This is a genomic window from Methanosarcina sp. 2.H.T.1A.6, from assembly GCF_000979455.1.
Classification (GTDB): domain Archaea; phylum Halobacteriota; class Methanosarcinia; order Methanosarcinales; family Methanosarcinaceae; genus Methanosarcina.
Genome location: NZ_JJOY01000042.1, coordinates 50410 through 76899 on the forward strand (window position 1 = coordinate 50410; position 26490 = coordinate 76899).

The 26490-nt window shown below is 42.8% G+C and carries 24 protein-coding genes and 1 tRNA gene; 12 read left to right on the forward strand and 13 right to left on the reverse strand.

The window, feature by feature from the left end; translation table 11 throughout:
• The first annotated feature begins 239 nt into the window (after positions 1-239).
• From EO98_RS12345 to EO98_RS12355, 3 genes are all read left to right on the forward strand, one after another.
• Positions 240-1256: an ABC transporter substrate-binding protein gene (locus EO98_RS12345; RefSeq protein ID WP_048138595.1), complete on the forward strand. Its 1017-nt coding sequence runs from the start codon at positions 240-242 to the stop codon at positions 1254-1256.
• 136 nt (positions 1257-1392) lie between these two features.
• Positions 1393-2181, forward strand: coding sequence for an ABC transporter permease (locus EO98_RS12350; RefSeq protein WP_048138597.1), 789 nt, complete (start codon positions 1393-1395; stop codon positions 2179-2181).
• A 1-nt stretch (position 2182) separates the two neighbouring features.
• The gene (locus EO98_RS12355; RefSeq protein ID WP_048138599.1) at positions 2183-2947 is read left to right on the forward strand and encodes an ABC transporter ATP-binding protein; all 765 of its coding nucleotides are present in this window, start codon (positions 2183-2185) and stop codon (positions 2945-2947) included.
• A 146-nt stretch (positions 2948-3093) separates the two neighbouring features.
• Here EO98_RS12355 and EO98_RS12360 read toward each other — a convergent pair whose 3' ends face one another.
• From EO98_RS12360 to EO98_RS12380, 5 genes are all read right to left on the reverse strand, one after another.
• Positions 3094-3522: a polymer-forming cytoskeletal protein gene (locus tag EO98_RS12360; protein ID WP_048138601.1), complete on the reverse strand. Its 429-nt coding sequence runs from the start codon at positions 3520-3522 to the stop codon at positions 3094-3096.
• A 349-nt stretch (positions 3523-3871) separates the two neighbouring features.
• Positions 3872-4078 (reverse strand): TRAM domain-containing protein, encoded by a 207-nt coding sequence (locus EO98_RS12365; RefSeq protein WP_048133125.1) that lies wholly within the window; start codon positions 4076-4078, stop codon positions 3872-3874.
• Positions 4079-4137: 59 nt separating this feature from the next.
• Positions 4138-4344, reverse strand: a complete 207-nt coding sequence (locus EO98_RS12370; RefSeq protein WP_048133127.1) for a TRAM domain-containing protein — start codon at positions 4342-4344, stop codon at positions 4138-4140.
• Between the two features lie 66 nt (positions 4345-4410).
• Complete coding sequence (locus tag EO98_RS12375) at positions 4411-4617, reverse strand: TRAM domain-containing protein (protein ID WP_048133129.1); 207 nt, start codon at positions 4615-4617, stop codon at positions 4411-4413.
• A 68-nt stretch (positions 4618-4685) separates the two neighbouring features.
• Entirely contained in the window at positions 4686-4892 is a 207-nt protein-coding gene (locus EO98_RS12380; protein WP_048130083.1) for a TRAM domain-containing protein, read from the reverse strand.
• Between the two features lie 548 nt (positions 4893-5440).
• Between EO98_RS12380 and EO98_RS12385 the strand changes: the two genes are divergently transcribed.
• A tRNA-Lys gene (locus EO98_RS12385) sits at positions 5441-5514 on the forward strand.
• Between the two features lie 470 nt (positions 5515-5984).
• Positions 5985-6155 carry a CopG family transcriptional regulator gene (locus EO98_RS12390; protein WP_048128601.1) on the forward strand — a complete coding sequence of 57 codons (171 nt, stop codon included), beginning with the start codon at positions 5985-5987 and terminating at the stop codon, positions 6153-6155.
• 301 nt (positions 6156-6456) lie between these two features.
• Here the strand turns inward: EO98_RS12390 and EO98_RS12395 are convergent, their stop codons facing one another.
• The gene (locus tag EO98_RS12395; protein ID WP_048138604.1) at positions 6457-7491 is read right to left on the reverse strand and encodes a methionine synthase; all 1035 of its coding nucleotides are present in this window, start codon (positions 7489-7491) and stop codon (positions 6457-6459) included.
• 136 nt (positions 7492-7627) lie between these two features.
• Positions 7628-8671 carry a methionine synthase gene (locus tag EO98_RS12400; protein WP_048138669.1) on the reverse strand — a complete coding sequence of 348 codons (1044 nt, stop codon included), beginning with the start codon at positions 8669-8671 and terminating at the stop codon, positions 7628-7630.
• 438 nt (positions 8672-9109) lie between these two features.
• On the opposite strand from EO98_RS12400, the gene EO98_RS12405 reads away from it, so the two are divergent.
• A complete protein-coding gene (locus EO98_RS12405; protein ID WP_048138606.1) occupies positions 9110-10882 on the forward strand; it encodes an asparagine synthetase B in 1773 nt (590 codons plus the stop codon).
• 155 nt (positions 10883-11037) lie between these two features.
• Here the strand turns inward: EO98_RS12405 and EO98_RS12410 are convergent, their stop codons facing one another.
• The 6 genes from EO98_RS12410 to EO98_RS12435 form a co-directional block, all read right to left on the reverse strand.
• Complete coding sequence (locus EO98_RS12410; RefSeq protein ID WP_048138607.1) at positions 11038-11445, reverse strand: hypothetical protein; 408 nt, start codon at positions 11443-11445, stop codon at positions 11038-11040.
• A 196-nt stretch (positions 11446-11641) separates the two neighbouring features.
• Entirely contained in the window at positions 11642-12019 is a 378-nt protein-coding gene (locus tag EO98_RS12415) for a hypothetical protein (protein WP_235284791.1), read from the reverse strand.
• A 396-nt stretch (positions 12020-12415) separates the two neighbouring features.
• Complete coding sequence (argS, locus tag EO98_RS12420; protein WP_048138610.1) at positions 12416-14125, reverse strand: arginine--tRNA ligase; 1710 nt, start codon at positions 14123-14125, stop codon at positions 12416-12418.
• 237 nt (positions 14126-14362) lie between these two features.
• Complete coding sequence (gene prf1 / locus EO98_RS12425) at positions 14363-15610, reverse strand: peptide chain release factor aRF-1 (RefSeq protein ID WP_048138612.1); 1248 nt, start codon at positions 15608-15610, stop codon at positions 14363-14365.
• A gap of 734 nt (positions 15611-16344) precedes the next feature.
• Positions 16345-17382: a 4-demethylwyosine synthase TYW1 gene (twy1, locus tag EO98_RS12430; protein WP_048138614.1), complete on the reverse strand. Its 1038-nt coding sequence runs from the start codon at positions 17380-17382 to the stop codon at positions 16345-16347.
• Positions 17383-17699: 317 nt separating this feature from the next.
• Positions 17700-19739 (reverse strand): DNA-directed DNA polymerase II small subunit, encoded by a 2040-nt coding sequence (locus EO98_RS12435; protein WP_048143984.1) that lies wholly within the window; start codon positions 19737-19739, stop codon positions 17700-17702.
• 793 nt (positions 19740-20532) lie between these two features.
• On the opposite strand from EO98_RS12435, the gene EO98_RS12440 reads away from it, so the two are divergent.
• From EO98_RS12440 to porB, 6 genes are all read left to right on the forward strand, one after another.
• Positions 20533-21090, forward strand: coding sequence for a S26 family signal peptidase (locus tag EO98_RS12440; protein ID WP_048138617.1), 558 nt, complete (start codon positions 20533-20535; stop codon positions 21088-21090).
• A 447-nt stretch (positions 21091-21537) separates the two neighbouring features.
• Positions 21538-22509 (forward strand): tRNA dihydrouridine synthase DusB, encoded by a 972-nt coding sequence (gene dusB, locus EO98_RS12445; protein WP_048138619.1) that lies wholly within the window; start codon positions 21538-21540, stop codon positions 22507-22509.
• Between the two features lie 548 nt (positions 22510-23057).
• Complete coding sequence (locus EO98_RS12450; RefSeq protein ID WP_048138621.1) at positions 23058-23606, forward strand: pyruvate ferredoxin oxidoreductase subunit gamma; 549 nt, start codon at positions 23058-23060, stop codon at positions 23604-23606.
• Positions 23603-23863 (forward strand): pyruvate synthase subunit PorD, encoded by a 261-nt coding sequence (gene porD / locus EO98_RS12455; RefSeq protein WP_048133149.1) that lies wholly within the window; start codon positions 23603-23605, stop codon positions 23861-23863. Before EO98_RS12450 ends, porD begins: the two co-directional genes overlap by 4 nt.
• On the forward strand, positions 23863-25074 hold the full coding sequence (gene porA, locus EO98_RS12460; protein WP_048138623.1) for a pyruvate synthase subunit PorA: 1212 nt from the start codon (positions 23863-23865) through the stop codon (positions 25072-25074). The genes porD and porA overlap by 1 nt, the downstream gene beginning before the upstream one ends.
• On the forward strand, positions 25071-25961 hold the full coding sequence (gene porB / locus EO98_RS12465) for a pyruvate synthase subunit PorB (RefSeq protein ID WP_048138625.1): 891 nt from the start codon (positions 25071-25073) through the stop codon (positions 25959-25961). The genes porA and porB overlap by 4 nt, the downstream gene beginning before the upstream one ends.
• Positions 25962-26490 lie beyond the last annotated feature (529 nt).

Here is a 26490-nt window from a genome sequence, read left to right on the forward strand (position 1 = left end):
AGCAAATTTCAAAGAATATTAACGCGTAAGGGATTGCTCTTTATTTTCACGGGAATTGTTCTTTCAAACAATAAATGAAAGACTGGGAGGAGAGAATGGCTTTTTAATAAATTTGTAAAAAGCCAACAAAAGGGAGGGGAAAAGACCTGCAGATTTTCCCGAAGAAAACCCGATTCCAGTATATCTTATTTAGCAGGTGAGATATTATTGTCAGAAGAGATAATTATTGAGGTGAAGTTTTGAGAAAATCAAGCATACTTATCCTGACTTTGTTGCTGGTCGCATCTATCTTCATATCCGGTTGTGTATCCGAAGATACGGATGTAAACGTAACTGGAGAGGCTCCTGCAATTACTGAACTGAACATCGGCTACCAGCCGAGTACCCATCAGATTGCATACATGACTGCCTATGAGAAAGGATGGTGGCAAGAAGATCTTGCACCTTACGGAATTGAAAAAATAAATGAATACCAGTTTCCGACAGGCGCTCCCGAAATGCAGGCTATGATGGCCGGAGACCTGGACATAGCCTATGTTGGGGCAGCCCCTGCTATTAAAGCCCTTAGCAGTGGACTTGATGCAAAGATTATTGAACCTGTACAGATAAATGGCTCAAGTCTGGTTCTCAGGCCTGAGAAAGAGTATGAAAGCCCTAAAGACCTGAAGGGACTCAAAATCGCCACCTTCCCACCAGGAACAATTCAGGATACCCTGCTCAGAGACTGGCTCGCGAAAAATGGACTTGACGTTGAGAAAGATGTGACAATCATTCCAATGGGCCCTGGAGACGCTGTCACTGCTATCTTAGCCAAGCAGGTTGATGCGGTATTCCTTCCTCACCCATCCCCCACAATTATCGAAGAAGAAGGTAATGGACGTACTATCGTACAATCTGGAGAAATGAGTCCAAACCATGCCTGCTGTGTGCTCCTTGTTAGTGGAAAACTTATCAGGGAACATCCGGATCTTGTGGAGCAGATTGTGAAGACCCATATAAAGGCAACCGAATACAACACGGAAAACATCGATGAAGCTGCCCAGATATATTCAAATAAGACTACTACAGATCTTGAAACTGTAAAGACTTCTCTTGAGGAATGGGATGGAGCCTGGATTACAGATCCTGCACTGATTGAAAACTCAACTGTCGAGTATGCTAACATTCAGTATGAACTCAAATATAACGAGAAAAATCTGACAGAAGAAGAAATATTTGACACCAGCTTTTACGAAGCAGCCGTAAAAGAGGAATAAAAAAGAGTTTTAAAGAAAATTTTTGAGATAAGTTCAACTGCCTCTGTTACAAGAAGGGGCAGTTTGAACTCAAATTTGTTCTAAAAAACGGGAAACTGCCGGAAAGATAAAAAACTAAGAATCCTTTTAATAAGACATGAAAATTAATTTCATAAAAACAATTGAAGAAAAAGGCGTAGAAGCATTATCACTTATATTCGCAGTTGCTGTATGGCAACTTGTCGCGGATAGGATCGTACAGAACAAATTGCTTCTGCCGAGTTTTTATGATGTGGTAATCGCTTTTTCCGTGATTGTCAAAAACGGGCTAATTTTTATGGATACCCTGACAAGTTTACTTCACTTTTCAATTGGTATTGCTGCTGCGTTTATACTCGGAATCCCTCTGGGAATAGCCATGGGATGGTTCAAAGCAGCAAACAGGGCACTCGACCCTATAATAGAAATCCTGCGTCCGATTCCTCCTCTTGCCTGGATCCCCTTTGCAATAATATGGTTCGGGCTTACCCATCAGGCAGCAGGTTTTGTTGTGTTTGCAGGAATGATCTTTCCCATTATCATCAATACCTATACGGGTTTCAAAAATGTACCGAGGGTTTATGTTGAGGCAGCAAAGGTTCTCGGTTGTAACCGGAACATAGACCTCATCCGCTTCGTTGCGATTCCCTCAGCCATGCCCTCAATTGCTGCAGGAATCAGGATTGCAATGGGTGTAGGCTGGATGTGCCTTGTAGCTGCAGAGATGTTCGGAGTCAGCAGCATGGGGCTCGGCTACCAGATATGGCACAATTATTACCTGCACAGGATGGATTTTGTACTCGTCTATATGCTCCTGCTGGGGTTCATAGGTCTTTTAATAGACCGCTTCTTCAGATACTATGTGGATGAAAAAATGTTAAAATGGAAATCAGGAACTGTGGTATAAAATGGGGCAAGTAAGTGTAAAAAAGGTTTCACGGATCTTCGGAAAAAAAGAAGAGGGGCACGGGACCGAAGCTCTGCTTAACATAAGTTTTGATGTGCAGGATGGAGAATTTATCTGCCTCCTAGGGCCTTCAGGCTGCGGGAAGACAACACTGCTCCGGATAACTGCAGGGCTTGAGACCCTGACCTCAGGGGAGATTACACTCAATGGAGTTCCTATAACAGGCCCTGATCCCAAAAGGGGCATGGTTTTCCAGCAGTATTCTCTCTTTCCATGGAGAACCGTTATAGATAATATCACCTTTGGGCTGGAAATGCAGGGAATCAAAAAGAGCGAAGCCCGGAAACAGGTGGAAAAGTACCTGGACCTTGTGGGTCTGGGCCAGTTCAAAAACAGCTATCCACACGAGCTCTCAGGAGGTATGCAGCAAAGAGCAGCCATTGCAAGAGCTCTTGCTAACGAGCCTGAGGTCCTCCTTATGGACGAACCCTTCGGAGCTCTTGATGCCCAGACTCGAAATGTACTCCAGGATGAACTCCTGAAGATATGGGAACAAAAACATGTAACATTCATTTTTGTAACGCACAGCGTGGACGAAGCTGTCTTCCTCTCAGACAGGATAGTGGTTATGACCTCAAGGCCCGGAAGGGTAAAGGAGATTGTAAAGGTGGACTTACCACGCCCACGTAGCCGCACAAGTCCGGAAGTAAACAGTTTAAGGGACCATGTCCTCAAACTTCTGGAAGAGGAACGGTTCAGCAGGTAAATTGTTGAAAAAAGTGCAGTTATCGAAAGAGGAAGTTATCGAAGAAGGGGCTCCTTGAAGGCTTGAAGGAAAAGAAACTGCTAAAGAGGAAGCTGCTAAAGGAATTTACTGAAAAAAGTGCGAATAAATCGTGAACAAAACGAAGATCATTGTTCGGCCCGAATAATTACTTTTGTTAGCGGCTCTACTCTTTTCACAGCAACCTTCCCCACAAGCTCAAGAGTCCCTCCCGCTTTTACTGAACTGAGAGAGCAGCCAGGTCTTGCACGGATGTCCCCCTCACAGGCCGCAACATTTACCCTTGCTCTGTCAAGGAGAACAAGTTCGGAAGCCGTTTCTATACTACCCAGAATTTTTGCTGCCGCACAGATAAGGGCACTTTCGGCTTTCACATTGCCCTGAATAATCGAACCTTTCCCGAGTTCAAGCCTGCCCGATACGGTGAGACTTTTCCAGAACTTCACTTCCTGCCCGACAATAACATTGCCGTTCAGCATAAGGTCCTCTTCAAAAAAAGCTCTTTTTTCAATCACATAAGTGTTAGACCGGGGGTGGTACTTGATAAAGCGCATCATTAAAAATCACTCTGGGTTACTGTCCCCGACTATCAATCAAAGAAAGCCGCAAACAACTGGTTTTTAAGACATCGGGAAAAACTTTGTCAATTGGATTTCAAAGTATGATTGAACACCTATTATATAATAGCATCGAATGTTCACTATTGGAGATCCCAACAAAGATTGGTAAAGGTTAATGTATGAACAAAGGAAACTAAACCAGGAAGAACAGACTGAAAAAAAGAGATTCCGACACATTCTGGAAGCCGGAAATTAGTGGGAATATCTGAAATTAGCAACAAAAAGACTGAAAAATGCTCTATTTATGATTTTTCAGTCCTATTGTCCTTATATTAAATTGTCCTGCTTACTCAACGAGGCTGGCAAAACCGTATTTGGGAAGTACCCTTTCGATTTTGATCCTGACCTCGTCGCCGACCTTGGTGCCCGGGACAAAGACTACAAAGCCCTCTATGCGGGCAATGCCGTCTCCCTGGCGGGCAAGGTCCTGGATTGTAACATCGTAGACTTCGCCTTCTTCAACAGGAACAGGGCTACTTTCTTCTCTGAACATTAAAATCATTCCTTAATTTAGTAATATTTAGCGTAACAGAGTCGTTTTTCCGGTTGCACTTACTCGACAACGCTTGCAAATGCAAATTTCGGAAGTACCCTTTCGACCTTAATGCGAACTTCATCGCCGACTTTGGTGCCTGGGACAAAGATTACAAAGCCCTCTATTCGAGCAATGCCGTCTCCCTGGCGAGCAAGATCCTGAATTGTAACATCGTAAACTTCGCCCTCTTCTACAGGGACTAAGCGACTTTCTTCTCTGAACATGAAAACCATTCCTTAATTATTTGAGTTAATTTTTAGCATTAATTAAATTGATTCTTTTACCCACACTTACTCGACGACACTTGCAAATGCAAACTTGGGAAGAACCCTTTCGACCTTAATCTGGACTTCGTCTCCAACACTGGTGTTAGGAACAAAGACTACAAAACCCTCAATACGAGCGATGCCGTCTCCCTGGCGAGCGAGATCCTGAATTGTAACATCATAAACTTCGCCCTCTTCGACAGGGACTGAGCGACTTTCTTCTCTGAACATTATAAATCATTCCTTTAATATTACTTTAATTAAAATTTAACATAATTAACTGATTTCTCAACCCAAACTTACTCGACAACGCTTGCAAATGCAAATTTCGAAAGTACCCTTTCGACCTTAATCTGGACTTCGTCGCCAACACTTGTATTCGGGACAAAAACTACAAAGCCTTCGATACGGGCGATGCCGTCTCCCTGGCGAGCGATATCCTGAATAGTTACGTCGTAAGTTTCGCCCTCTTCAACGGGCACAGAAATACGTTCTTCTCTAAACATTAGATTCATTCCTTTGACTTTTTTAATCAGCTTATGAAAGCTCCATCGATAGAACAGAAAAGAGTAAAAACAGTACTTAACAAGCCAAACTTGAAAAACCAAATTTAGGAAGTACGCATTCTACTTAATCTATTACGGTGAACTAATCCCCAATAGAGCTTCAGATAAGTTAATTAATTGGTCATACTCATATCCGCTTGTATATAATATTTTGCTTTAATACATTTCAAAAAAGAAAAATAAAGAAGTTGGGAGATTATCTGAAAATTGATTTCAGGAGTTCAGGATTCTTACTTCAAAAACACAACAAGTAATGACAGTCATTAATAATTAATATAAAAGATAAAACAAGCCCGAATAAAAGATAGTCTTACTATAAAACGTAACAATTTCATATAAAAGTAAAATTATCCCGGATCTTAAGGGGACGCAGAAAAAAACTCTGCGTTCATTTTCTAAAAAATGTATTGAGTGCTTCCTTAAGCGCAATCTATAAATAATTGAAATACATTGTGAGAGTCGCTCATAAAATGAGAACTACAATGCGTGGGCTCGTAGCTTAGTCAGGCAGAGCGATGGACTCTTAATCCATAGGCCGGGGGTTCAAATCCCTTCGAGCCCGCTAATCTCACTAATCTCTTTTTATAGTTCTCTTTCTTAGAATTCGTTTTCGGAAATCACTTTTAAACCGTTCTCCGACTCTTTAAATCTTAGCCGCGGATGATTCATATAACCCGGCTAAAGAATGTTTCTTAAGCCTTATAGCAGTATGCTGATGAGAAACCTTATGCCCTATGCTCTCATAAGCATTGTACAACTCTCAAATCTATGCAACTCTAACAAATATCTTTCTAAACAACTCTAACAAACATCTTTCTAAACAACTCTAACAAATATCTTTCTAAACAACTCTAACAGATATCTTTCTAAACAACTCTAACAGACCTTTCTGAAACCCCATCAGTAAAAGAACCAATCGAGCCAGAACCAATCGAGTCTGGAAGAGAGAAATAAGAGTTAAAGGAAGAAGTTATCAACCAGAAAAGATAAAATTCGAAGTCAAAAAAAGAAAAACATTGGAGTGCGACCCTGATGCCAAAAGTAAGTGTTGAAATCCCTCAGGAACTCCTGGATGACCTCAACAGGCATGTGGGAGATAACAAAAAATTCGTCAGCCAGTCTGATGCTATCCGAACTTCCATTCGTAAAATGCTGGACATGATGGACGACATAGATAGAAGGCGCGGAAGGTTGAATGAGTAACTTGTGAAATTCAAAGAGAAGCTCATGGAGCCAGAAGACAGGAAAAGTCACGCGGAAGCAAAAACAGAAACTTAATCAGAAGGCTGATCTGAACCAGAAAATTTTCGAAAATTGTCGAAGACACCTAAAAAAAACACCCCGTTATTTCTACTGTGTTTTGACATCAGAAGACTAATTTCATGAGATTTCTACGATCTAGCTGAGTTTCCACTGGAAAGAAAAATGAGGGCTGGCCTGGGAATAGTTAAGAGAATTTTCTGAACATTTCTTGTTGACTTATAAAAAAGAAATGGTTTCAGGGTTAACAACTTTCCCTGAAATCCCTGATACCCTGCGCAACGTTCGAAAGCAGGATAAAAGCTATCCTCTGGTTGGGCCAGGCGCCCAGACCGCAGTCAGGACCCACATACTTTATCAGGTCGCCAAACCGTCTGTAAGCCAGCTTCAGCCTTTTTGCAATAACAGCCGGAGTTTCCAGTTGTGTAACAATTTCGGGAAGATACTGCTGATCCTTCCAGACGTTGGTACAGTATTTCTCATTCAGGACTCCTGCCAGGGAGTAAATATCTGTTCTTGCGATTCCGAGCCTCAGGAAAGAATCCGTATCTTCAAGCACTTTTTTGTCAATAAGCTCCAGATAGGAAGGCGTGCCTGCAGACTCCACCCCTATCACATTGATTGTAGGAGTCTCACAGGCAAAATTGTAGTAGAGGGGTGAATGAAGATGGATTTCCACATCAGCCCCCCTCTTACTCGCTGCCTTGGAGGCTTCGGTAAGGGCAGAGACGATATCGTTCTCCTCAAAGGCAAGTTCAGGGTTCAGCCCTATGCTTGGCTCATCAATTGAAACTGTTGCTATCTTGAAATGTTTTGCAGATTTCATAGAGTTCCGGACGAATTTGTTTACGTTTTTTGCAAAAAGAGAATATATATCCGTATACCGTGTACCTCCGAATTCCTTCAGATAAAGCTCGGTCGGACCGGTTACACAGATCCGGACTTTTAAGGTTTCCCCGAATTTTTCTTTATAGGCTTTTGCAACCGTTTCCAGAGCCTCAAGCTCTTCGATCCTTGCACACTCCAGTTTTACCTCAAAGGGGCTTTCAGTACAATCAGAGTCCCGGATAACTTTCAAAAACTGTTCATTCATATCCTGGTACTGAGGATAAGTAGGGACCTCTACGCCTGCATCGATTTTCTGCTGAAAAGCGTCATTGATTACAGTAAAGAGTTTCTCATCTTCTGCTCTTGTTTTAAAGGCGTTTCGGACCCACTCCTTGCTGACTCCTTCAGGGAGAGGATAACTTCCGATATCGTCAAAGATGATTTCTTGCATGCCCTCTTAGTATACCTTTAAGAATTTAGCATTATTGGAAAGACAGGAGAATTATAAAAAAACAGATGAGAAAACCGGGGAATTTACCTCTCAGAGCAAATTCCCGTGAAACAAATTAATTAACCAGGGAGAATCGTTATAGGAGCTGCTTCTTTTCTGCATTAAATGCGTTGATGCCTTTTGCGGTATTCTCAAGCAGCCTGAAAGCAAGTTCCTGGTCAGGCCAGTATGCCAGCCCACAGTCCGGACTTGCGTATTTTATGCGGCCCCCGAGAATAGAAGAGGCTTTCTCAAGCCGTTTTTTAATGACCTCAGGCGTTTCCATGTCAGTTACAATCTTTTGCATGTACTCTTTTTCCTTCCAGGCATTGACTCCATAGGTCTCGTTAACCATACCCATAAGGCTGGAAATATCAGTCCTCGAGACCCCGAGCCTTATGTAAGTATTCGAATCCTCCAGGACTTTTTTGTCCATGAGATCTATGTAAGAGGGAGTTGCAGCATACTCAAACCCGATAACATTGATAGGGGTCTCGCAAACAAGTTTATACTTTAATGGAGAGTGCAGATGGATCTCCATATCTGCTCCCTGTTTTCGCGCGTAGGTAGAAGCCAGAGTAAGGGCAGAGATGATATCAGAGTCAGAAAACTGGATTCTATCGTTCATTCCAAGACTTGGTTCGTCCAGAGAAATAACCCTGATTTTGAAATTTTTCGCAGCTTTAAAAGCCTGCTTTATGAAATTCTCGATATTCAGAGCCATGATATGATATGCATCTGAAAAAGCAGTTGCTCCGAAAGCCTGAAGGTACAGGTCCGTAGGACCGGCAACGCAAACTCTAACCCCCAGAGTTTCCCCTGTCTCTTCCCTGTACTGCTTTGCAACCTCGTCAATTATCTCCAGCTCAAGGATTTTTGCGTGCTCCTCTTTTACCACATAAGGCTCATAACAGTTCTTTTCATCCTTGATTATGTCCAGAAACTGCCCGATCATATCCCGAAACTGCGGATAAGTAGGAACGTGCACTCCAACATCGATTTTTCTCTGGAAAGTCTCCCTTACCAGAGAAAAGAGTTTTTCGTCCTCGTCCCGGTTTTCAGCTGCAACTTTCACCCATTCCCTCGTGAGACCCTCAGGGGTGGGAAGGCTGCCTCCGTCGATAAAAGTGATGTCCTGCATATGCGTAATGTAAGACAGATCGGGTATTATAAGTATTGGAATTACTCTGGATAATAAATTTAAAAGCATGGATGCTGAAGCTTTTTTAATTACAGAATGGACCCTGAGGTTTCTAAAAAAAGAAAGTATAAATTATTTAACTAATGGAGTATAGAAAGAAATTTAAGGCATTGAAGATTATATAATAAAAGAGGTCTTTAGGGAAAAATTCCCTTAAAAGTTTCCTGGGAGAAAAAGGAGGAAACTAAAGGGAAATAAATTAAGGCGTTATTGGGGGAAAATAGCTGTATAAGGCCTTAACTGGAATAAAATAGGTTATGTGTCTCTCCATAAGAGAAGCATCACATTATGGAAAAAATGAAGATATTTCTTTGAGATCAAATGAAGGTGTTTCTTTGAGATCATTTCTGTAAAATGTCCAATTTGGGGGTATGAACGATGAAAAATGAAATAAAGTTACTGAATGAATATTATCCCTGGAAAGAAGTAAAATTTAAGGGAGCCAGATGTTATCAAAAAGGAAACGTCTTTTTCGAGAATAACCTCCTGAGTCCGGAAAAACTTGCTGAGTTGATATCCCCTTTAATCTGTAAAGAGGGTCAGGACAAGGAAAAAGAAACCAGAGATATTCTCGAGAAATTAAACGGTGAGTTTGCGTTTGTTGCCGAAACTAAAAATACCATACTTTGCGCTGTTGATAAAACAAGAAGTATTCCTTTGTTTTATATAAAAACAAAAAACAATTTTATTGTATCAGACAGTGCCTACTATTTAAAAGATAAAATTAACCAGCACCTGAATGAGGAAAATGCAGCAGAGTTCATGGTTGCAGGATACGTAACAGGTAATGAGACACTCTTTAAAGATATAAAGCAGATAAGAAACGGGGAATTTTTAAATTATCAGAAAAATGAAAAGAGTCTGAAATCCTGTTGTTACTTCAGATTTTTACATGGAGACTACTACGAACTGCCTGAGACCGAATTGCTTGAGATGCTGGACAAAACCTTTGTAAATACCTTCTCAAGGCTTATAGACAGCACCAGCAAGCAGGGAAAGCGGCTGGTAGTACCTTTAAGCGGTGGGCTTGATTCGCGCATCATTGTTGCAATGCTGAAAAGGCTTGGAGTTAATGATGTAATATGTATGAGCTATGGAAGGAAGGGCAGCCGAGAATCAGAGATAAGCAAACAAGTTGCAGAAGCCCTCGGATATGAGTGGCTTTTCGTAGAATACACAGCGAAAAAATGGCGTGAATGCTATAATTCAAAAGAAGCCGACTTATTCCGGATATGGGCTGGAAACCTATCATCTCTACCACATATGCAGGACTTTCCGGCAGTAAGAGAATTGAAGGTCCAGGGAAAGATTCCAGAAAATTCAGTATTCGTCCCCGGACACAGTGGAGATATGCTTGCAGGCAGCCATATTCCTCCATATTGCCTCGACAATTCCGCGGATTTCAATTCGGAAGCCTATCTGGCAGCTTCCTTGAAAAAACATTATAATCTCTGGAAATGGCCTTATGAACAGGAGCTTGAAAACATCTTCAAACAGAGGATAAGCAAATCAACATCCGGACTGGAAATCAAAGATAATGAAACATTTGCAAACGCAATAGAATACTTTGATTTTAATGAAAGACAGGCAAAGTTTATTATCAATTCAGTCAGAGCCTATGAGTTTTTCAGATTTGGGTGGAGAATTCCGTTCTGGGACACAGAATTGATTAACTTCTTTTTGAAAGTTCCGATAAAATACAGAATAAACCAGGACCTCTACAAGAAATATGCCAGAGACTGTCTGTATTCAGGGGATCTGGAGATACTTAAAAAAATCGATTGTACTACCGATATACTGAACCTCAAGATCCTGGAAAAGCGCTCAAGGTATGAAAAACTCCTTCATTACAGGACATTCATTCACAGCTACTATGATGAAAAAGTGAATAACCCGGTATGGGGAAGATACTTTGAAAACCCCCTTATCTCGAGACTTCGAATTAAAATTTCCAGATATGAGAACGAAACTATTGAAGAATATCCACTACTGAAAACGATTCTGGAATACAGAAACGAAGAAAAGTACCCTTTGTCAGTGAACGGAATAAGTGCTCTGGAATACCTAGCAGGCATCGAGGGAGAAGCTTATTCGTCCAGAAGCAAGAAGGTTATGAAGCGGGCTGGTTCCCCGGAAAAAAGGCCTCTTTAATGAAACTCTAATAGAACTTGAAAAAGATCGCGGAGAAAAATTTAGAATCAGATTTGAAAAAGGCAGGCAGAGAAACTTACTTGCCTTCTTCAATCTCTTTTCTGGCTCGTATAATCTCTTTAGTTATTTAGTTATTTATTTCTTTATTTATTTTTTTATTTCGTTATACCCCCTACAACCTCAACGAGTTCAACATAATGTTCGGGATCAATGTAATCTATTTCATAAGCCCAGGGAAGGAATTTACGGAAAAATTGCCTTGAAGTTTCAACGAAAGTTGCACTCCCTCCAAAATCATTTATAAGATAATCCCCAAGGAAATATTCGATATCTAAAGGCACAATATACGCAAGATCGAAAATCTGACAGTATTCTTTCTGTTCGTTCTTATGCTTCTCTTTATAGAGCTCTTGATCCTCTTCATACAGGTCATCAAAAGCACAGTTATCCAGATATTCCTCAAAAAGTGAAACTAAATTTTCATAGTCATTGTAAGTCCTGGGACTCCGGTCTCTCTTCTGCTCTTCTAAAAATTCCAGTAAAACTTCTTTTATAGTCTTCATGACAGTTCTAGAAGAGAATCGTTTTCAGGTTTTTCAGGATTTTGCCTGGTTTTTAAGAGTTCCCGGGCCACAAACCTTCACCAGAAGAAAAAACCTCTAAAATATTATTTGAAGAAAAGAAAATTTGAAGAAAAGAAAAATAGAAAAGAGAAAAAAGAATCCTACGAAAACAAAAATCTCCCCATTTTTCAGATATTCAATACCTTTTCTTGTACTTCGCAAGGACTTCTCTATTTGCCTCAAAAGCTTTCTCTTCAATGTAACCCTTTTCCCGGGCCCATTCAAAAAAGCTCTGGAGAACCTTTGCAGCTGTTCCGATAAATTTTTTACCTCCTCCTACTTCAACCACGTAGTCGTCAAGGAAATCCTTAATTCCGGCGGGGCTGAGATGCTCAAGGCCAAAAACATCAAAGTAATTTTTGTTTTCGCGTTCAGGTCGGGCGGCACAAAGAGCCATGTCTTCTTCTGAAAGATAATCTTCAGCACTGAGTTCAAGGAATTCTTCGTAAAGAAGAATCACATCTTCACAGTCCATGAAGGTATCAGGCTTTAAACAGGCTTCCTGTTCACTCAAAAATGTCCGAAAAGTTTCATTTATTGTGATCATACTTATCTCTGCAACGGTACTTTGTAGAGTACTATCAGTTTGCTATAGAAGATCTTATATTTTTCGAGAAGATGTTAAGTACAAAACTACTGTTACTGTTTCTATTTAATAGTGTTTCGAATGGCAAACCAAAAAAGGGGAATCAAAAAGAAAAAATGGGAAATAAAAAAAGGGGAATCAAAAAGAAAAAACGGGAAATAAAAAGGGGAATCAAAAAAAAACGGGAAATAAAAAAAGGGGAATCAAAAAGAAAAAGAAAAAATAGAGAGAATAAAGAGAAAAATCAAAGGGAAAAAGAATATTTTATACTATCTTCCTTTTTTCTCTTTTTCTCGTTATCACTTTCGTTTTCCCCATTCTTTTTCACATTGATTCCGGAGCACCTATTCCCAGAGTATCAAGAGAGTTTGCAAGGACAATCCTTGCACAATCCACAAGGGCAAGCCTTGCAGCCCTGACCCCTTCATCCTCGGCTGCGATAACCGGGACAAAGCGGTAGAACTGGTTGAATGAATCAGCAAGTTCGCGGGCGTAGATAGCAAGGACGTGAGGCTTAAGTTCACGGGCTCCATGGTCGATTATGCTGTCAAACATTGCCATTTTCTTGATGAGATCGATTTCACTGTCCTCGACAAGGAGAGAGGGATTAATCTCTTTCGCAGGAGTCCAGGCTGCTTCCTCTTTTGCTTTCTCAAGAATGCTGCAAGCGCGGGCATGGGAGTACTGGATGTAAGGAGCACCCTGCTTCTCAAAATCCAGGGCCTCTTTCCAGTTGAAAACTGTGGATTTTTCGGGGGAGACTCTGACTATATCGTATCTCACTGCTCCTATTCCGACCATTTCTGCAACCTGTTTTTTAAACTCAGTTGAGGCTTCGGGGCGGCGGGTTTCGACCTGTTCGAATGCAGCTTCAGTGACCCTGTCAAAGAGGTCATCTGCACTTATGAACTGTCCGCGGCGAGTGCTCATTGAGCCTTCGGGGAGAGAGACGAACTCAAAAATTACGACCTCAGGCTCCTTGATTCCAATTGCATTCAGCGTAGCCCTGAGCTGGCCGGAAATAAGCTTGTGGTCTGCCCCGAAGATATCAATTACACGGTCTGTCTGCTCGGCTTTCCATTCGTGATAGGCAAGGTCGCGGGTTGTGTAAAGGGAGGTGCCGTTCGAGCGCTGGATAACAAGGGTCTTTTCAAACCCGTAATCCGAAAGGTCAATCACAAGGGCTCCTTTGTCCGTTTTTGTCCTGCCGGTAGCCTTGATGCGCTCGACAATATCGTGCACTGCCCCGGATTTGAGGAAACTGGATTCGCTTACGAATTTATCATGAACGACATTTAAGCGGAGGAGGGTTTCTTTGATCCCGGAAACAGCCAGGGAAACTGCCTTCTCAAAACGTTCAATGGTCCTGACATCCCCGGCTTCAACCTTTTCCATAAGGGCATCGATTTCCTTTACATATTCAGGGGTTTTTTCCAGCTCGGCATTGGCTTTGATATATACGTCAGCAATTGCGGAGTCAGACTTTCTGGAAAGGTCAAGCTCAAAGCGTTCGCATGCCCAGGAAACTACCGCAATCTGACGCCCCATGTCGTTAACATAATACTGGACTTCCACATCGTACCCTGCGCGCCTGAGGATGCGGGCAAGAGTGTCTCCTATAATCGAGTTGCGGATATGTCCTACATGAAGGGGACCGTTTGGGTTTGCCGAGGTGTGCTCAAGGAGAATTCTGTCCTTTGGAGCCCCACAACCGAATTTTTCTTTTTCTACCCGGACAGCAGTTACGGTTCTGTCCAGGTAGTGCCTGCCTGCAAGGAAGTTAATGTAAGGACCTGCGGCACTCACTTCTCCTATATACGAGCCTTCAGGAATTTCAATTGCAGAAACGATGCGGGATGCAAGCTCTTTTGGGTTTTGCTTGTGCCTGCCTGCAAGCTTGAAGGCGACTCTGCTCGCAAGGTCAGCATGGGAAGAGGTTTCGAATTGAAGTTCGGAATCCTCAACCTCAAACCCGGCCTTTCGGATAGCTTCTTTTAAGATTAATGTAGCCTGATCTTTGAGTTCCAGGAACAAGATAAATCACCTGTATAAATTACCGTAAAAAACTAAAAGTCTTTAATGAAATTCTTATGTGATAGATTTAATCTGTCAAATTCTGATCTACTGATCTGATCTACTGATCTGATTAATGTGATAGCCCTTAAGATATACTTTAATTTACCAACTTCTGATCCACTGATCTAAGGACAATTTAATTAAAAAAAGTATTGGGTAAAATTACTGGATAGGGGACCTTGCCCCTGAGTGAGCTCAGATTCCAGTACTGTACCTCAAAATTGCAGCTATGCCTCCAAAGGCGTTCATGAGCTGGGAACCCTCATCAAAGTCAGTGGATACGAAGATTAACTTTGCATTACTCTTGTCGGCAAGCTCTGAGAATTCGTCTACAATGTCCGTAACATCCGTAACCTCAAGGGAAGAGCCGCATTTGGGACAGTTCCCGGCTGTGGGAGCAGGTTCTCCAGGTTTCCAGCGCCGTGTCCACTTATTTTCATATCCGCAAACACTGCATTTCGTAGTTACCCTTTCTGCACGCAGGTCTTCGGAGAGCAGGAGCACGTCCACTGCATTGATCTCGAGGTTTGCCCTGACCTGGGCTTCTCCATAGGCTACCTTACCCGAATCGGCAATCAGTTCCTTGAAAAAGGCTCTGACGGCATTCTTCTCTCCCGTAAGCTCAAGGTCCTTGAGTTTATCCTCTGCAGCATTAACAAGCTCGGAAAGCCCGGATTCATCAGTATATCCCGTATCAAAGAGTCCGAGGATTTTCTTCAGAAGCTCGTGGTGCAGGAACTCACCCGCATAGAACTCTTCCTTTGTCGGAGAGGGACCTCCTATCAGAACGCCTTTGAGATCCTTGTGGTCTACAGCCATGAAAATCTCACTTGCAGCATCTCCTATCCTCTTGTAGAACTCATGAATTGCAATGAGCCTGAGCTGCTGGAAACGATGGGCACTCTGACCACCTTTCCTCTGCTTTCCAGGGACCGTTGAGGTAAGGTTGCGGAAAGCCTGGATTCGTTTTCCGACTAGAAGCCCTACGGTTGCTTCCCTGCGGTCAAGAACCAGAAGCCCGAAGGTGTTCTTATCCTTAAGCATATCCTCAAGAGGCTCAAGATAGAAAGATGAGTCACAGTGATACTTGTAGACAGTGATGGGGTCAGGAGGGACAATTACCTCGCTTTCCATACTTGTCTTGTTGGCTCCGATATCCACAGCTCCTGTAAAGTACACTATCCCATTCTCAGGCACTTTGTCCAGGTATCTGAGCCTTGAGAGCAGAGACTCAATTGCTCCCTGCACATTCGTCTTCGTAAGCTTGGACTTTATATTTGCAGCCTGTCCGTGCTCGTCTTTTAATTGGTTTGTAACATCGAAAATCTGCTTGTCAGCAGGAATATAAAGGGAAATAAGCTCCGTGCTCCTTCCTCTCTTATCCCTGAGGCCTTCAAGCTTCTTTTTAAATTCGTACTTGTCGTGTGCGGATTGTTCAGTCATTTTAAGAATTCCCCGATGAATAAGGCAGTAAGATTCGTTATTATCGTGATTCTGGTAGTAAATTGAGATTTGAGATTTGAGCTTTTTAAGCTAATCTTCAAACTGGCAAACTTAAGGTGAAAGTGTTAGGTCTGTTTAACTTAGTTTGAGATTCCTGGATCCAGTGCAGATTTTCGATAAAAAATTATCAAATCCGGCATCATAGCAAATTTAGGTATTCAGTATGATATTTGTTTAGCATGTCGGTTGGCATACAACGGATAACCGGAGGATTTGATAAAGATAATCACACAGTGAGTTCCTGTCTCACCCGAAATCCGGGTATAAAAACCGCCTGGAACACGAAGAACCTTAGAGTGAGAGATACACCCTTTAGAAGCCGGTATCTCAGCAAGTCGCTAAAGCTTGTATTTATGCTGCATAAACCTGCCAGGTTTCGCATTCTTTTGATCGCACTAGATATGAGACATAATATGAGACATAATCTTACTCAAACTGTATATAAGAATTAACGCTTTGATTTAAATTAATATTGGATTAGCCCCTGCCGGGACGATATCCTAATTGAAACTTAGGTTTATATTTGTTTCTATCCCCGACTTATTTTATATATTCACACGACTATAAAAGTTTTCCTGTACGTAGATCTCTACTTTAGAATTTACTTCCGGACAAAGGAGAAATAGAGAAAAACAGAAAAAAGGTTAGGTAAAAAAAGATTCGCAAATCAGGGTTTAATCCAGGTATGAAATATTTTTCACAGGAGACTTTTTTCCGTCCTTTGAAAGCAGGACAACCCGGCTAATATCTGATTCATCTGTGATCTCGTACCCCAGATGCTTTGCAAGCTCTTTTGAAAACTCCAGCACCTCTGCATGGGTTGGCATGGCAGAGCGGTCAAGACGGAGGCGTGAAAATCCAAGGTGCATGTAAGCCTTTATTTCCACAAAATCCGGTGAGGCCTTTTTAATTAGTCTGGCATAACCCTCCGGATTGAACATATTTTCCCCCTTGACCAGTGTGGTCCGGATGACTGTTCTTGAGCTTTTCTCCTTCATAAAGTCCAGAGACTCGTTGATCCTGTCCCAGAGTGCAGGAGATTTTGGCTGGCAGACTCTGAGGTAGGTCTCGAGATCCGGAGCATCAAGACTCATGTATAACTGGGAAGGGTTGATCTTTGCAAGCATTGAAGGGACAGTTCCGTTTGTAACCAGAAAGGTAGTGAAACCTCTCTTTTTATATTCTTCGATAAGTTCAGGAAGGTAAGGGTAAAAGGTCGGCTCTCCGGACAGGGAAATTGCAACGTTATTCGGTTCATTGCCTTCAAGCCAGCGTTCCCTGAGTGCATTTGGAGAACCACCGAAACCTGTGATCAGTTTGCGCTGGCAGGCGATGCTTTCCTCAACTATTTTTTCAGGAGAATCCCACTCCCCGGGCGCAGGGACCGGGACCTCAGTCGGACGCCAGCAGAAAAGGCAGCGCTGGTTGCAAATGAGAGTAGGGGTCATCTGGAGGCAGCGGTGGGACTGAACTCCATAAAACCTGGACTTATAGCAGAAACCCTGGTCATTCATTGCATGCCTGAGCCAGAGGCAGGTCTTTACTGCTGAATGGCGGCCTGCAAGGGCATAACCCTGTTTCTTCAGGAGAGTTGCAAAATCAGGGATATAAAAGGGAAGAGAGGTCTGCTCTTCATCCCGGTTTTCTCCCTGGACTTCCGGAAACTTTTCCCCAGAATCTTCCTTTTCTTCCTTTTTTTCTTCAAGAGGCATTTTCCGAATATTAAATCTTTGTGGTATATATAAGGATCGGAAAATAATTTTAGAGAACTTCATAGGGCCAGAGAATTTAGAGAAATGGAGATTTAAAGAAATGGAGATTTAGAGAAATGGAGATTTAGAGAAATGGAGATTTAGAGAAATGGAGATTTAGAGAAATGGAGATTTAAAGAAATGGAGATTTAGAGAAATGGAGATTTAGAGAAATGGAGAATTTTATGGGGAATAGGGCTGCTCGAAAATTTTCGAGAAGAAGCTATCTGCCCTGATAGCCGCCCGAATTAACCTGATCTGAGTTTTCGGACCTGGACTTAATCAAATGCCAGGATTTTCACGTCAAAATCCGCAAGATCCACAACCGGAACTCTGGCTGGCACAGGCATCAGGTTTACACGCTTCTGGAACTCAGTCTGCGCCTGCCAGGTCCCGGAATTGACCAGGAGGACATTTTTGTATCGCTGGACTCCAAGGGTATGGACGTGACCTGTATGAATGATATCCGGAACAGGGTCAATTATAAAGTAATCTTTTTTCTCCGGGGATATGGAAACCCTGCTCCCGTACGTTGGAGCCAGATGCCTGCGCTTAAGCATCTCAAGGACTGCACCTGCAGGCTCCTGATACGAGACACCGGGGACGCTTGCAACCAGATCGTCAATAGACCTGCCGTGGTAGATAAGGATTCGGACGCCGTCAAGGTCCACAAGAGCAGGGTTGCCTACGAAAGTGACATTCGCCGGAAAATCCGCGCAGATCCTCTCAGGCAGGGCAGGCTGTGGTTCTGCCTGACGTACAGCATCGTGGTTTCCAGGGCTTATGATCACATGGATGTGTTCAGGAACTTCTCTGAAGTACTCTGCTGCTTTCCTGTACTGTTCATAGACATCCAGAATATCCAGTTCCATTTCCTGGTCAGGATAAATTCCTATACCGTCCACGAGGTCTCCTGCAACAACGAGATAACGGACCTGGGCTGCAATCTCCCGCATGTCTTCGGAGTCAGATTCGCCTTTCAGAAAGTCTAGAAAATCCAGCCAGGAATCTTCAAGGAACTGAGAACTGCCCACGTGCACGTCCGAGATCAGTACGGCTTTCCCATGGCTTCCTGTCCTGCGCTGAACACTGTTCGGAACATCAGGCTGGAGGAGCTTTGTGGCAAGCATAAGTTTTCCGTCATTAGTAACCGAGCCTGTTACCCCTATGACCTCGTCCAAAAGAAGCCGCGAAGCCAGCTCGAAGAGCTCCTTGTCACTATTTCGGATAAGAACTGAAAAAGAGCCTGTAGGGTCTTCAATAGAAAAGATTTTGTGCCCGTTGGTTGTGGTGCTGATATCAGAAACCATCCCTATAATCGATATCTCTTCAGTGTTTCCGTCTGATCCGCGGCGAAAACTCCTCCTTTTCAAACTCTCTATAGGGCGTGCATTCATCCTGCTCCGGATGATCTCAGAGAGCCTGCTGTACCTGTCCCTGAAATATTGTACAAACTGCATATACTCTCCAACACAGGTCGAATGCCCGGTGATGTCGGAAAGCACGGTAACAGGGTTACGGCCTGGAAGACGCCTGACTTCCTCGTCCCTGGAACTCGAAGGAAAAGAATTTCCATGATTTGAAAAAAGAGAATCTTCCCTGGAAGCACGGTTAGAGGTCGAAGGAGAAACTGCATGCCCGAAAAAAGAGGAAGCTGGTTTATCTACACTTCTTGAAGAAGCAGAGGGACAAACGGGATTGGAAAGAGACCCAGGAACAGAATCAGAAACAGGATCAGAATCAGAAATGGAATCAGAAATAGAATCAGAAATGGAATCAGAAATAGAATCAGAAATGGAATCAGAAATAGAATCAGAAATAGAATCAGAAATAGAATCGGAATCAGGAATAGAATCAGAAATAGAATCGGAATCAGGAATAGAATCAGAACCCTGAGAAGAAAGAATGTAAGGTTTAGTCTCCGGTTTGGAGTCCGAGACTTCAGCCGATGAAACCATGTCCGGTTTAACACTTGAGAACGTTCCTGGTTCCTTAAGGGCAACCAAAGCAGAGTCAAAAGCTTTTATCATGTGAGAGTCTGCAGGTTCCAGGGCAGGAGAGGAAATTTTACCTGGAGCCATTTGGGAAACTGTCCCGGAAGATGTTCCAGAAATTATCCTGGAAACCGTTTTAGAAGCTTCAAAACCCTTCAGATCGACATGTTCGGGCTCAATAACGAAAACACAATCATCAATAGTTGAAAGGATATATTTTAGAAGGCTTTCAGGGGAATTACTTAATTTGATTAGTTCTACGGCTTGCGGGCTTATCTGGTACCCTTCCTCTATAACTGCCCGTACAATATCGATCTCATTCATAATTCCAACCTGACTTTCTCGACCTGGCCTTATGGATACCAGCGTCTGTTGAACCTAATTTAACCTAAGATCAATCAACCTGAGGTCAAAAAGATTTAAGGCAAAGACCCACTTAAAATATAAAAACTAAACACATACAAAATTGCTTCGATGCCAGCAAAATAACATTTATATATTTTTAAAAGTATTATCAGGTTTTATTCTCGTGAGAATAACCTATCAACAGAATTATATTTTAGATTCTGATTGGATGTTTATCTTCGTTGTCAGCCTTAGAGCCAATGTTTGTTGTTATCCAGACCACTTCGAAAGCGTTGAAAAAATATTAAGACCACCGGGGACTGCCAGGAACATGCAAGCATTCCAGAAACTCAATTTCCTGAACATCATAATTTTTCCCAGGTATCGGCATAATCAGATTTCTAAACAACTCAGATTTCTAAACAACTTATTCGGATTCCATGGGATTTCAGTCTAATTTTTAAGGAGTTGCATATAAAAATATCATAACCTGATGATAAATTGTAAGTTAAATATAGGATAAAAACAAATTGCATAGGCAAATATACTGAAAAGAGTCGTATAATAAAACAAAAAAGTCCTGTACAGTTAAAAGCGTGAGAGTGGAATTGATACATAAATATAAATTACATAGCTGATGAAATGCTGACACAGGCAATACTTACCGAGTCAACTACCCGCTAAATCTAAAGATTAAACAGGTTTCCTGCTGAGGGTTTGTGAAATTTAATACGGTACCAGAAGAATAAGATAAAGGGAATAAAGGCTTACTATGAGCAAAACTAATACACAAAACAGTACCCAGGAGGAAGAAAGCTTCCTGGTTTCCCTTGGAAAGGATTTGCTGTCAGTTGCGGCTGTCCTGATAGCCTTTATGATTCTTTCCAAACTGGCGTTCGGGCTCTGGACACCCATGGTCGCAGTGGAGTCCGGAAGTATGGAGCCGCATATGCAGGTAGGAGATATTATCTTCATAAAAAACATCGATCGAGTTGCTCTTGTTACCAATGAGGATGGAAAAGATTCAGGCTATATGACCTTTGGTGACTACGGAGACGTGATCCTCTATCGACCCTATGGGCAGGAAAGTACAACTCCTATAATACATAGAGCGATGTACAGGGTTGAAGCCGGAGAACCTATGTGGAAAAACGGTCCTGCTGCCCCTTACTCAGGATACATTACAAAAGGAGATAACCCTGTGACCAACAAGCACTTTGATCAGGAAGGACAGATAAGTTACTATGTGCCTGTGAAGGATGAATGGGTAATAGGGGTTGCAAGATACAGGATTCCCTATCTTGGACATATCAGGCTTTTCTTTTCATGAGCCTCTTGAGTTGTATAATCTCTTAGCTGTACATTTAACTTCAATCAATTTCCATACTCTTCATAAAGATCCTGAACCAGATTTTTAATCTCTGGTTCAAGCATCTTGTTTTTAACTTATTTTCCTTCAGATAGTTTCTATTTGTTTCTATTTATTCCTTAATCTGAACTTATTTCTCTATTCTTTTCACTATCAAATAGTTTCACTTTAGAATAGTCACTCAAACTTTCACCTTCGGCAGTTGTTCAAACCTTTTCCATATATTTTGCGAAATCTTTTTGAGCTTTAACAAATCAGAGTAGACCGTAACTATAAGTGAATCCAAACTAAAAATAAGCCTAAAAAATAGAAGTAATTTAAAATGAAGTAGCAGGTAAGAGATTAGAAATAAAAAATGGATAAAGCAGAAGATAAGGAATAAAAAACAGCTGAAAAATCATAAGAAACATGAAACTTAAAAAACTGAAAATTGGCAGGACAGAGCTTCCTGGAAACCTTCTCCTTGCACCTATGGCAGATGTAACAAATATGGCTTTCAGACTGCTTTGCAGGCAGTACGGAGCTGACCTGACGTACACAGAGATGATCAATGTAAATGCCCTGCTCAATGAAAGCAGGAAATCTTATATTAGAGGGCTGAGTTCTCCTGAAGACAGGCCCTTCGGGGTTCAGCTTGTGGGAGGCTGCCCTGAGAAACTGAGGGAAGCTGCACTTATTGTTGAAGAAGCATACAGTCCTGAAGTTATAGACATTAACATGGGATGCCCCGCAAGATGCATCACAGGAGCTGGCTGCGGCTCAGCTCTCCTCAATTCTCCGGAACTTATCTATGCAATAATCTCAGAGCTTACAGATACCCTGAAGACTCCGGTCAGCGCAAAGATCCGCCTCCTTGGGAGAGAGGATAAAACTCTTGAAATTGCCCGCCTGATAGAAAAAGCCGGGGCTTCGGCCCTGACCGTGCACGGCAGAACAGCAGCACAGATGTACTCAGGCAGCTCGAACCTTATAGAAATAAAGGCCGTCAAAAATGAGCTATCGATTCCCGTTATTGCAAACGGGGACATAAGGGATGAGGAGTCGGCAGAAAGAACTCTGGAACTGACAGGCTGTGACGGGCTTATGATAGGTCGCGCAGCAATGGGAAACCCTTTTATTTTCAGAAGGATCAGGCACTACCTGGAAACCGGTGAAAAACTTGAAGCGAATAAGCAGTCCCGGCAACTGGAGGATTTTGAAAAATATATTGCCCTCCTTGAGGAACACAACCTGCTCTCATCCATAAACCTCAGGACGCACGCACACTGGTTTACAAAAGGACTGCCCGGCTCGCGGCAGGTCAGGGAAAAAATGAATGGTTTGACGGATGGAAAGGCCATAACTGAACTGATGAGAAGTTCCTGCCAGGAAAAATATTAAAAGATCTTATCTTTTTAGAAATGAACATTGTTTACAACAGTATTAGTAAAAAACATGGTTAAGAGACAGGTTAACCGGTGAAAAATAATAATAAAACGTCTAAAAAATAATTATGAATTAGAAGTATATATAAACAATTTTTCGACTTTCACCGAAAAACTAATAATAATCTACACAATTATCCATGAACTATCAGGCACAAAACGGCGTAAACATATAATTGAAAATATATTACACTCGAGATACCTATGATCCATTAATTATGAATACTTTCAGGTTAACAATTTGCCGTCCAAAGTTTCGAATTACTGCAAATCTGCTTTTGCATATTGCAGTGGTGCCTGAAGAAAAAAACCAGATACGGACCCGTACAAGGGTAGGTACGGAGTTCCTAATCTGACAAGAATTAATAGAGATTAACATCAGGTTAACTCGCTTAACAGCAGTGTGCCGACAACTAAACTATAAGGTGCCATACAGACTGCCGAAAACAGCGAAAAATATTAGAAAAACATTAAATTAAAACCGCGTTTAGAAGGAGAATCCAGATGAAGGAAATCAGAATACACGGTCGAGGAGGCCAGGGTTCTGTTACTGCGGCTGAAATGATCTCCATTGCAGCTTTTGAAGACGGAAAATTCAGCCAGGCCTTCCCCGCTTTTGGGGTAGAGCGCAGAGGTGCCCCGGTGCAGGCATTCACCAGAATCAGTGATAGTCCTATCAGGCTCCGAAGCCAGATCTACGCCCCGGATTACGTTATTGTCCAGGATGCCACTCTGCTTGAAACCGTTGATGTTGCAAGCGGGATAAAAGATGATGGAGTCATCATAGTAAACACCACCGAAAAGCCGGAGAGCCTGAAACTTGACACAAAAGCCAGGGTTATGACCGTGGACGCCACAAAGGTGGCAATGGACATCATAGGCCTCCCTATTGTGAACACTGTCCTCCTGGGAGCTTTTGCAGGCGCGACCGGAGAGATCAATGTGGAATCCATTAAGAAAGCCGTAAGGGACCGCTTTTCCGGCAAAGTAGCCGAAAAGAACTCACAGGCTATCCAGAAAGCCTATGAGCTTATCAGGAGGAGAGAAGCATGAAGATCCCAATAGGAGGAGTTTGTGAACCGGGATCAACCCTGGTAAACAAAACCGGAGGCTGGAGAAACTTCCGTCCCGTATATATTTACGAAAAATGTACCAAATGCGGAATCTGCGAGATTGTGTGCCCTGACATGTCAATCCATCTCAAAGAAGACGGCTTTTTCGAATACAACTACGACTACTGCAAGGGATGCGGCATCTGCGCAAATGAATGCCCTGCAGATGCAATTGAAATGATTCTGGAGGAGAAATAATGCCGCTCAATTCAGCTGACAAGGCCAAAATGGTCGTCGTGGAAGGCTCCTACGCAGTTGCCCATGCAGCAAAGGTCTCCCGTCCAAATGTGATTTCCGCTTATCCTATCACCCCTCAGACCCATATCGTTGAGGACTTATCTCAGTTTATAGCAGACGGGGAAATCCCGAACTGTGAATACATCAACGTGGAATCCGAATTCTCGGCAATTTCTGCCCTTGTGGGAGCCGCAGCTGTCGGAGCAAGGACATATTCCGCAACCACCTCCCAGGGGCTTTTGCTCATGCACGAGGTACTCTTCAACGCCGCAGGAATGAGGATGCCCATCATCATGACAGTGGCAAACAGAGCAGTCAGCGCCCCGATCAATATATGGAACGATCACCAGGATGCAATTTCCCAGAGGGACACAGGCTGGCTCCAGCTCTATGCCGAGGATGTCCAGGAAGCCGCAGACATGGTCCCCCAGATCTTCAAGATCGCAGAGGACAAAGATGTGCTCCTGCCGGGCATGGCCTGTATGGACGGGTTTATCCTCTCCCACGTCTACGAACCCGTGGTGCTGCTTGAGCAGGACCTTACCGACGAGTTCCTGCCCAAATATGAGCCGGAATATGTGCTTGACCCCAAAAACCCGATGACCTTCGGAGCCTTTGCAGACCCCTCGACTTACACCGAATTCAGATACCTGCAGGAAAAGGCAATGCAGGCGGCCCTTCCGAAGATCGAAGCTGTTTCCAAGGAATTCGCAGAGATCTTTGGCAGGGATCACGGAGGCCTTATCGACGGTTACCAGCTTGAAGATGCTGAAGTTGTAATCATGGCCATGGGCTCCCTGATAGGTACCCTCAAGGATGTAGTTGACGAGTACAGGGCAAAGGGCGAGAAGATCGGTATCCTGAAAGTCAGGTCCTTCAGGCCCTTCCCGAAGATGCAGATCAGAAAGGCCCTGGCAAAAGCCAATGCTGTGGTCGTGCTCGACAAGAACATCTCCCTCGGAACCAACGAAGGTGCCCTCTTTACCGAGACCAAGTCCTGTATGTACAACAGCAGGTGCGATATTCCGATTATTGGCTACACCTTAAACCACGGTGGCCGCGATGTTCAAGTGGAGCTTGTCAGGAAGATAATCGAAGAGACCAAAAAGGTCGCAAAATCCGGTATTACGGTTGAAAGCCAGTTTGCTGACGTCAGGGAGGAGTTGCTATGAGTAAACCCGCACCTAAAACCTACCTTGCTCCGGGACACAGGGGCTGTGCAGGCTGCTGTGACGCCCTTGCCGCAAAGTTCATGCTTATGGGCGCAGGCTCGGACTGTATCATCATTAACCCAACAGGCTGCCTGGAAGTTATGACCACACCCTTCCCGGAATCTGCCTGGCAGGTCCCGTGGATACACTCCCTCTTCGAAAACGGAGGCGCAGTGGCATCAGGTGTCGAGGCTGCCTTAAAAGCCCTTGGCAGGAAAGGAAACACCAGGGTCATCGGAGTCGGCGGCGACGGCTCGACAATGGACATAGGGATTCGGTCCCTCTCAGGCGCTTTTGAGCGGGGCCACGACATCACCTACGTCTGTGTAGACAACGAAGCCTACATGAACACCGGGATCCAGAGAAGCTCCGGAACCCCCTTCGATGCTTCCACAACAACAAGCCCCGCAGGCAAAGTCTCCTTTGGAAACCAGCGCCCGAAGAAGGACATGCCCGCTATCATGGTAGCCCACGGCTCTCCGTATGTGGCCACAACATCAATCGGATTCCCAAGGGACATGATCAGGAAAGTCAAGAAAGCCACCGAAACTGTGGGCCCGACCTACATCCACGCCCACGCTCCCTGCCCAACCGGCTGGGGTTTTGACGGCTCCAAGACCATCGAACTTGCAAAACTCGCAGTAGAAACCTGCCTCTGGCCGATGTACGAAATGGAAAACGGCGAGATCACCCAGGTAAGAAAAGTCAAGGACCCAAGGCCCGTCGAGGAATACCTCAGAGCCCAGAAGCGGTTCAAACACCTCTTCACCATGGAAGGCGGAGACAAAGAAATCGCAAAGATCCAGGCCGCTGCAGACTGGAATATTAAACACTACGGACTTCAGTGAAAACTGAAGTTCTACTTTTTTATATTTATTTATTTATTTATTTATTTATTTATTTATTTATTTTAGAGAGTTTTTTTAATCTTTTTGATTTTTTAGATCACCAGGATATGATTTCTGGATGTTACTTTTTTGATTCGATCCCATTTAACCCCCAATGATTTTAGTCAAGAATGTTTATTAAAAAAGAAACATTCGTCTTTTTTTTGGATTTTTTGCATTATAAGGGGAAAGATAATGTGAAGCGGTGTAAAAATTTTAAAAACTAAAATCTTAAACATCATATGGAAAAAAATTGAGTATTTCCTCTATTACAATGTGAATTAAATAAAGATTAAATAAAGAGTTTTTCAGATAAAAAAGAAGAAACATTAGAAAAAATAGAATGCAAAAAAACATTTAAAAACTATTAAAAAGCAAAAATAAAGCTTTAAAACCCTAAAAAACAGACTAAATTACATCAAATATTTTAGATCTAAAATTATATATTACAAGGTATCTTATAATTAATATTGTTATTAGTATTGTACTA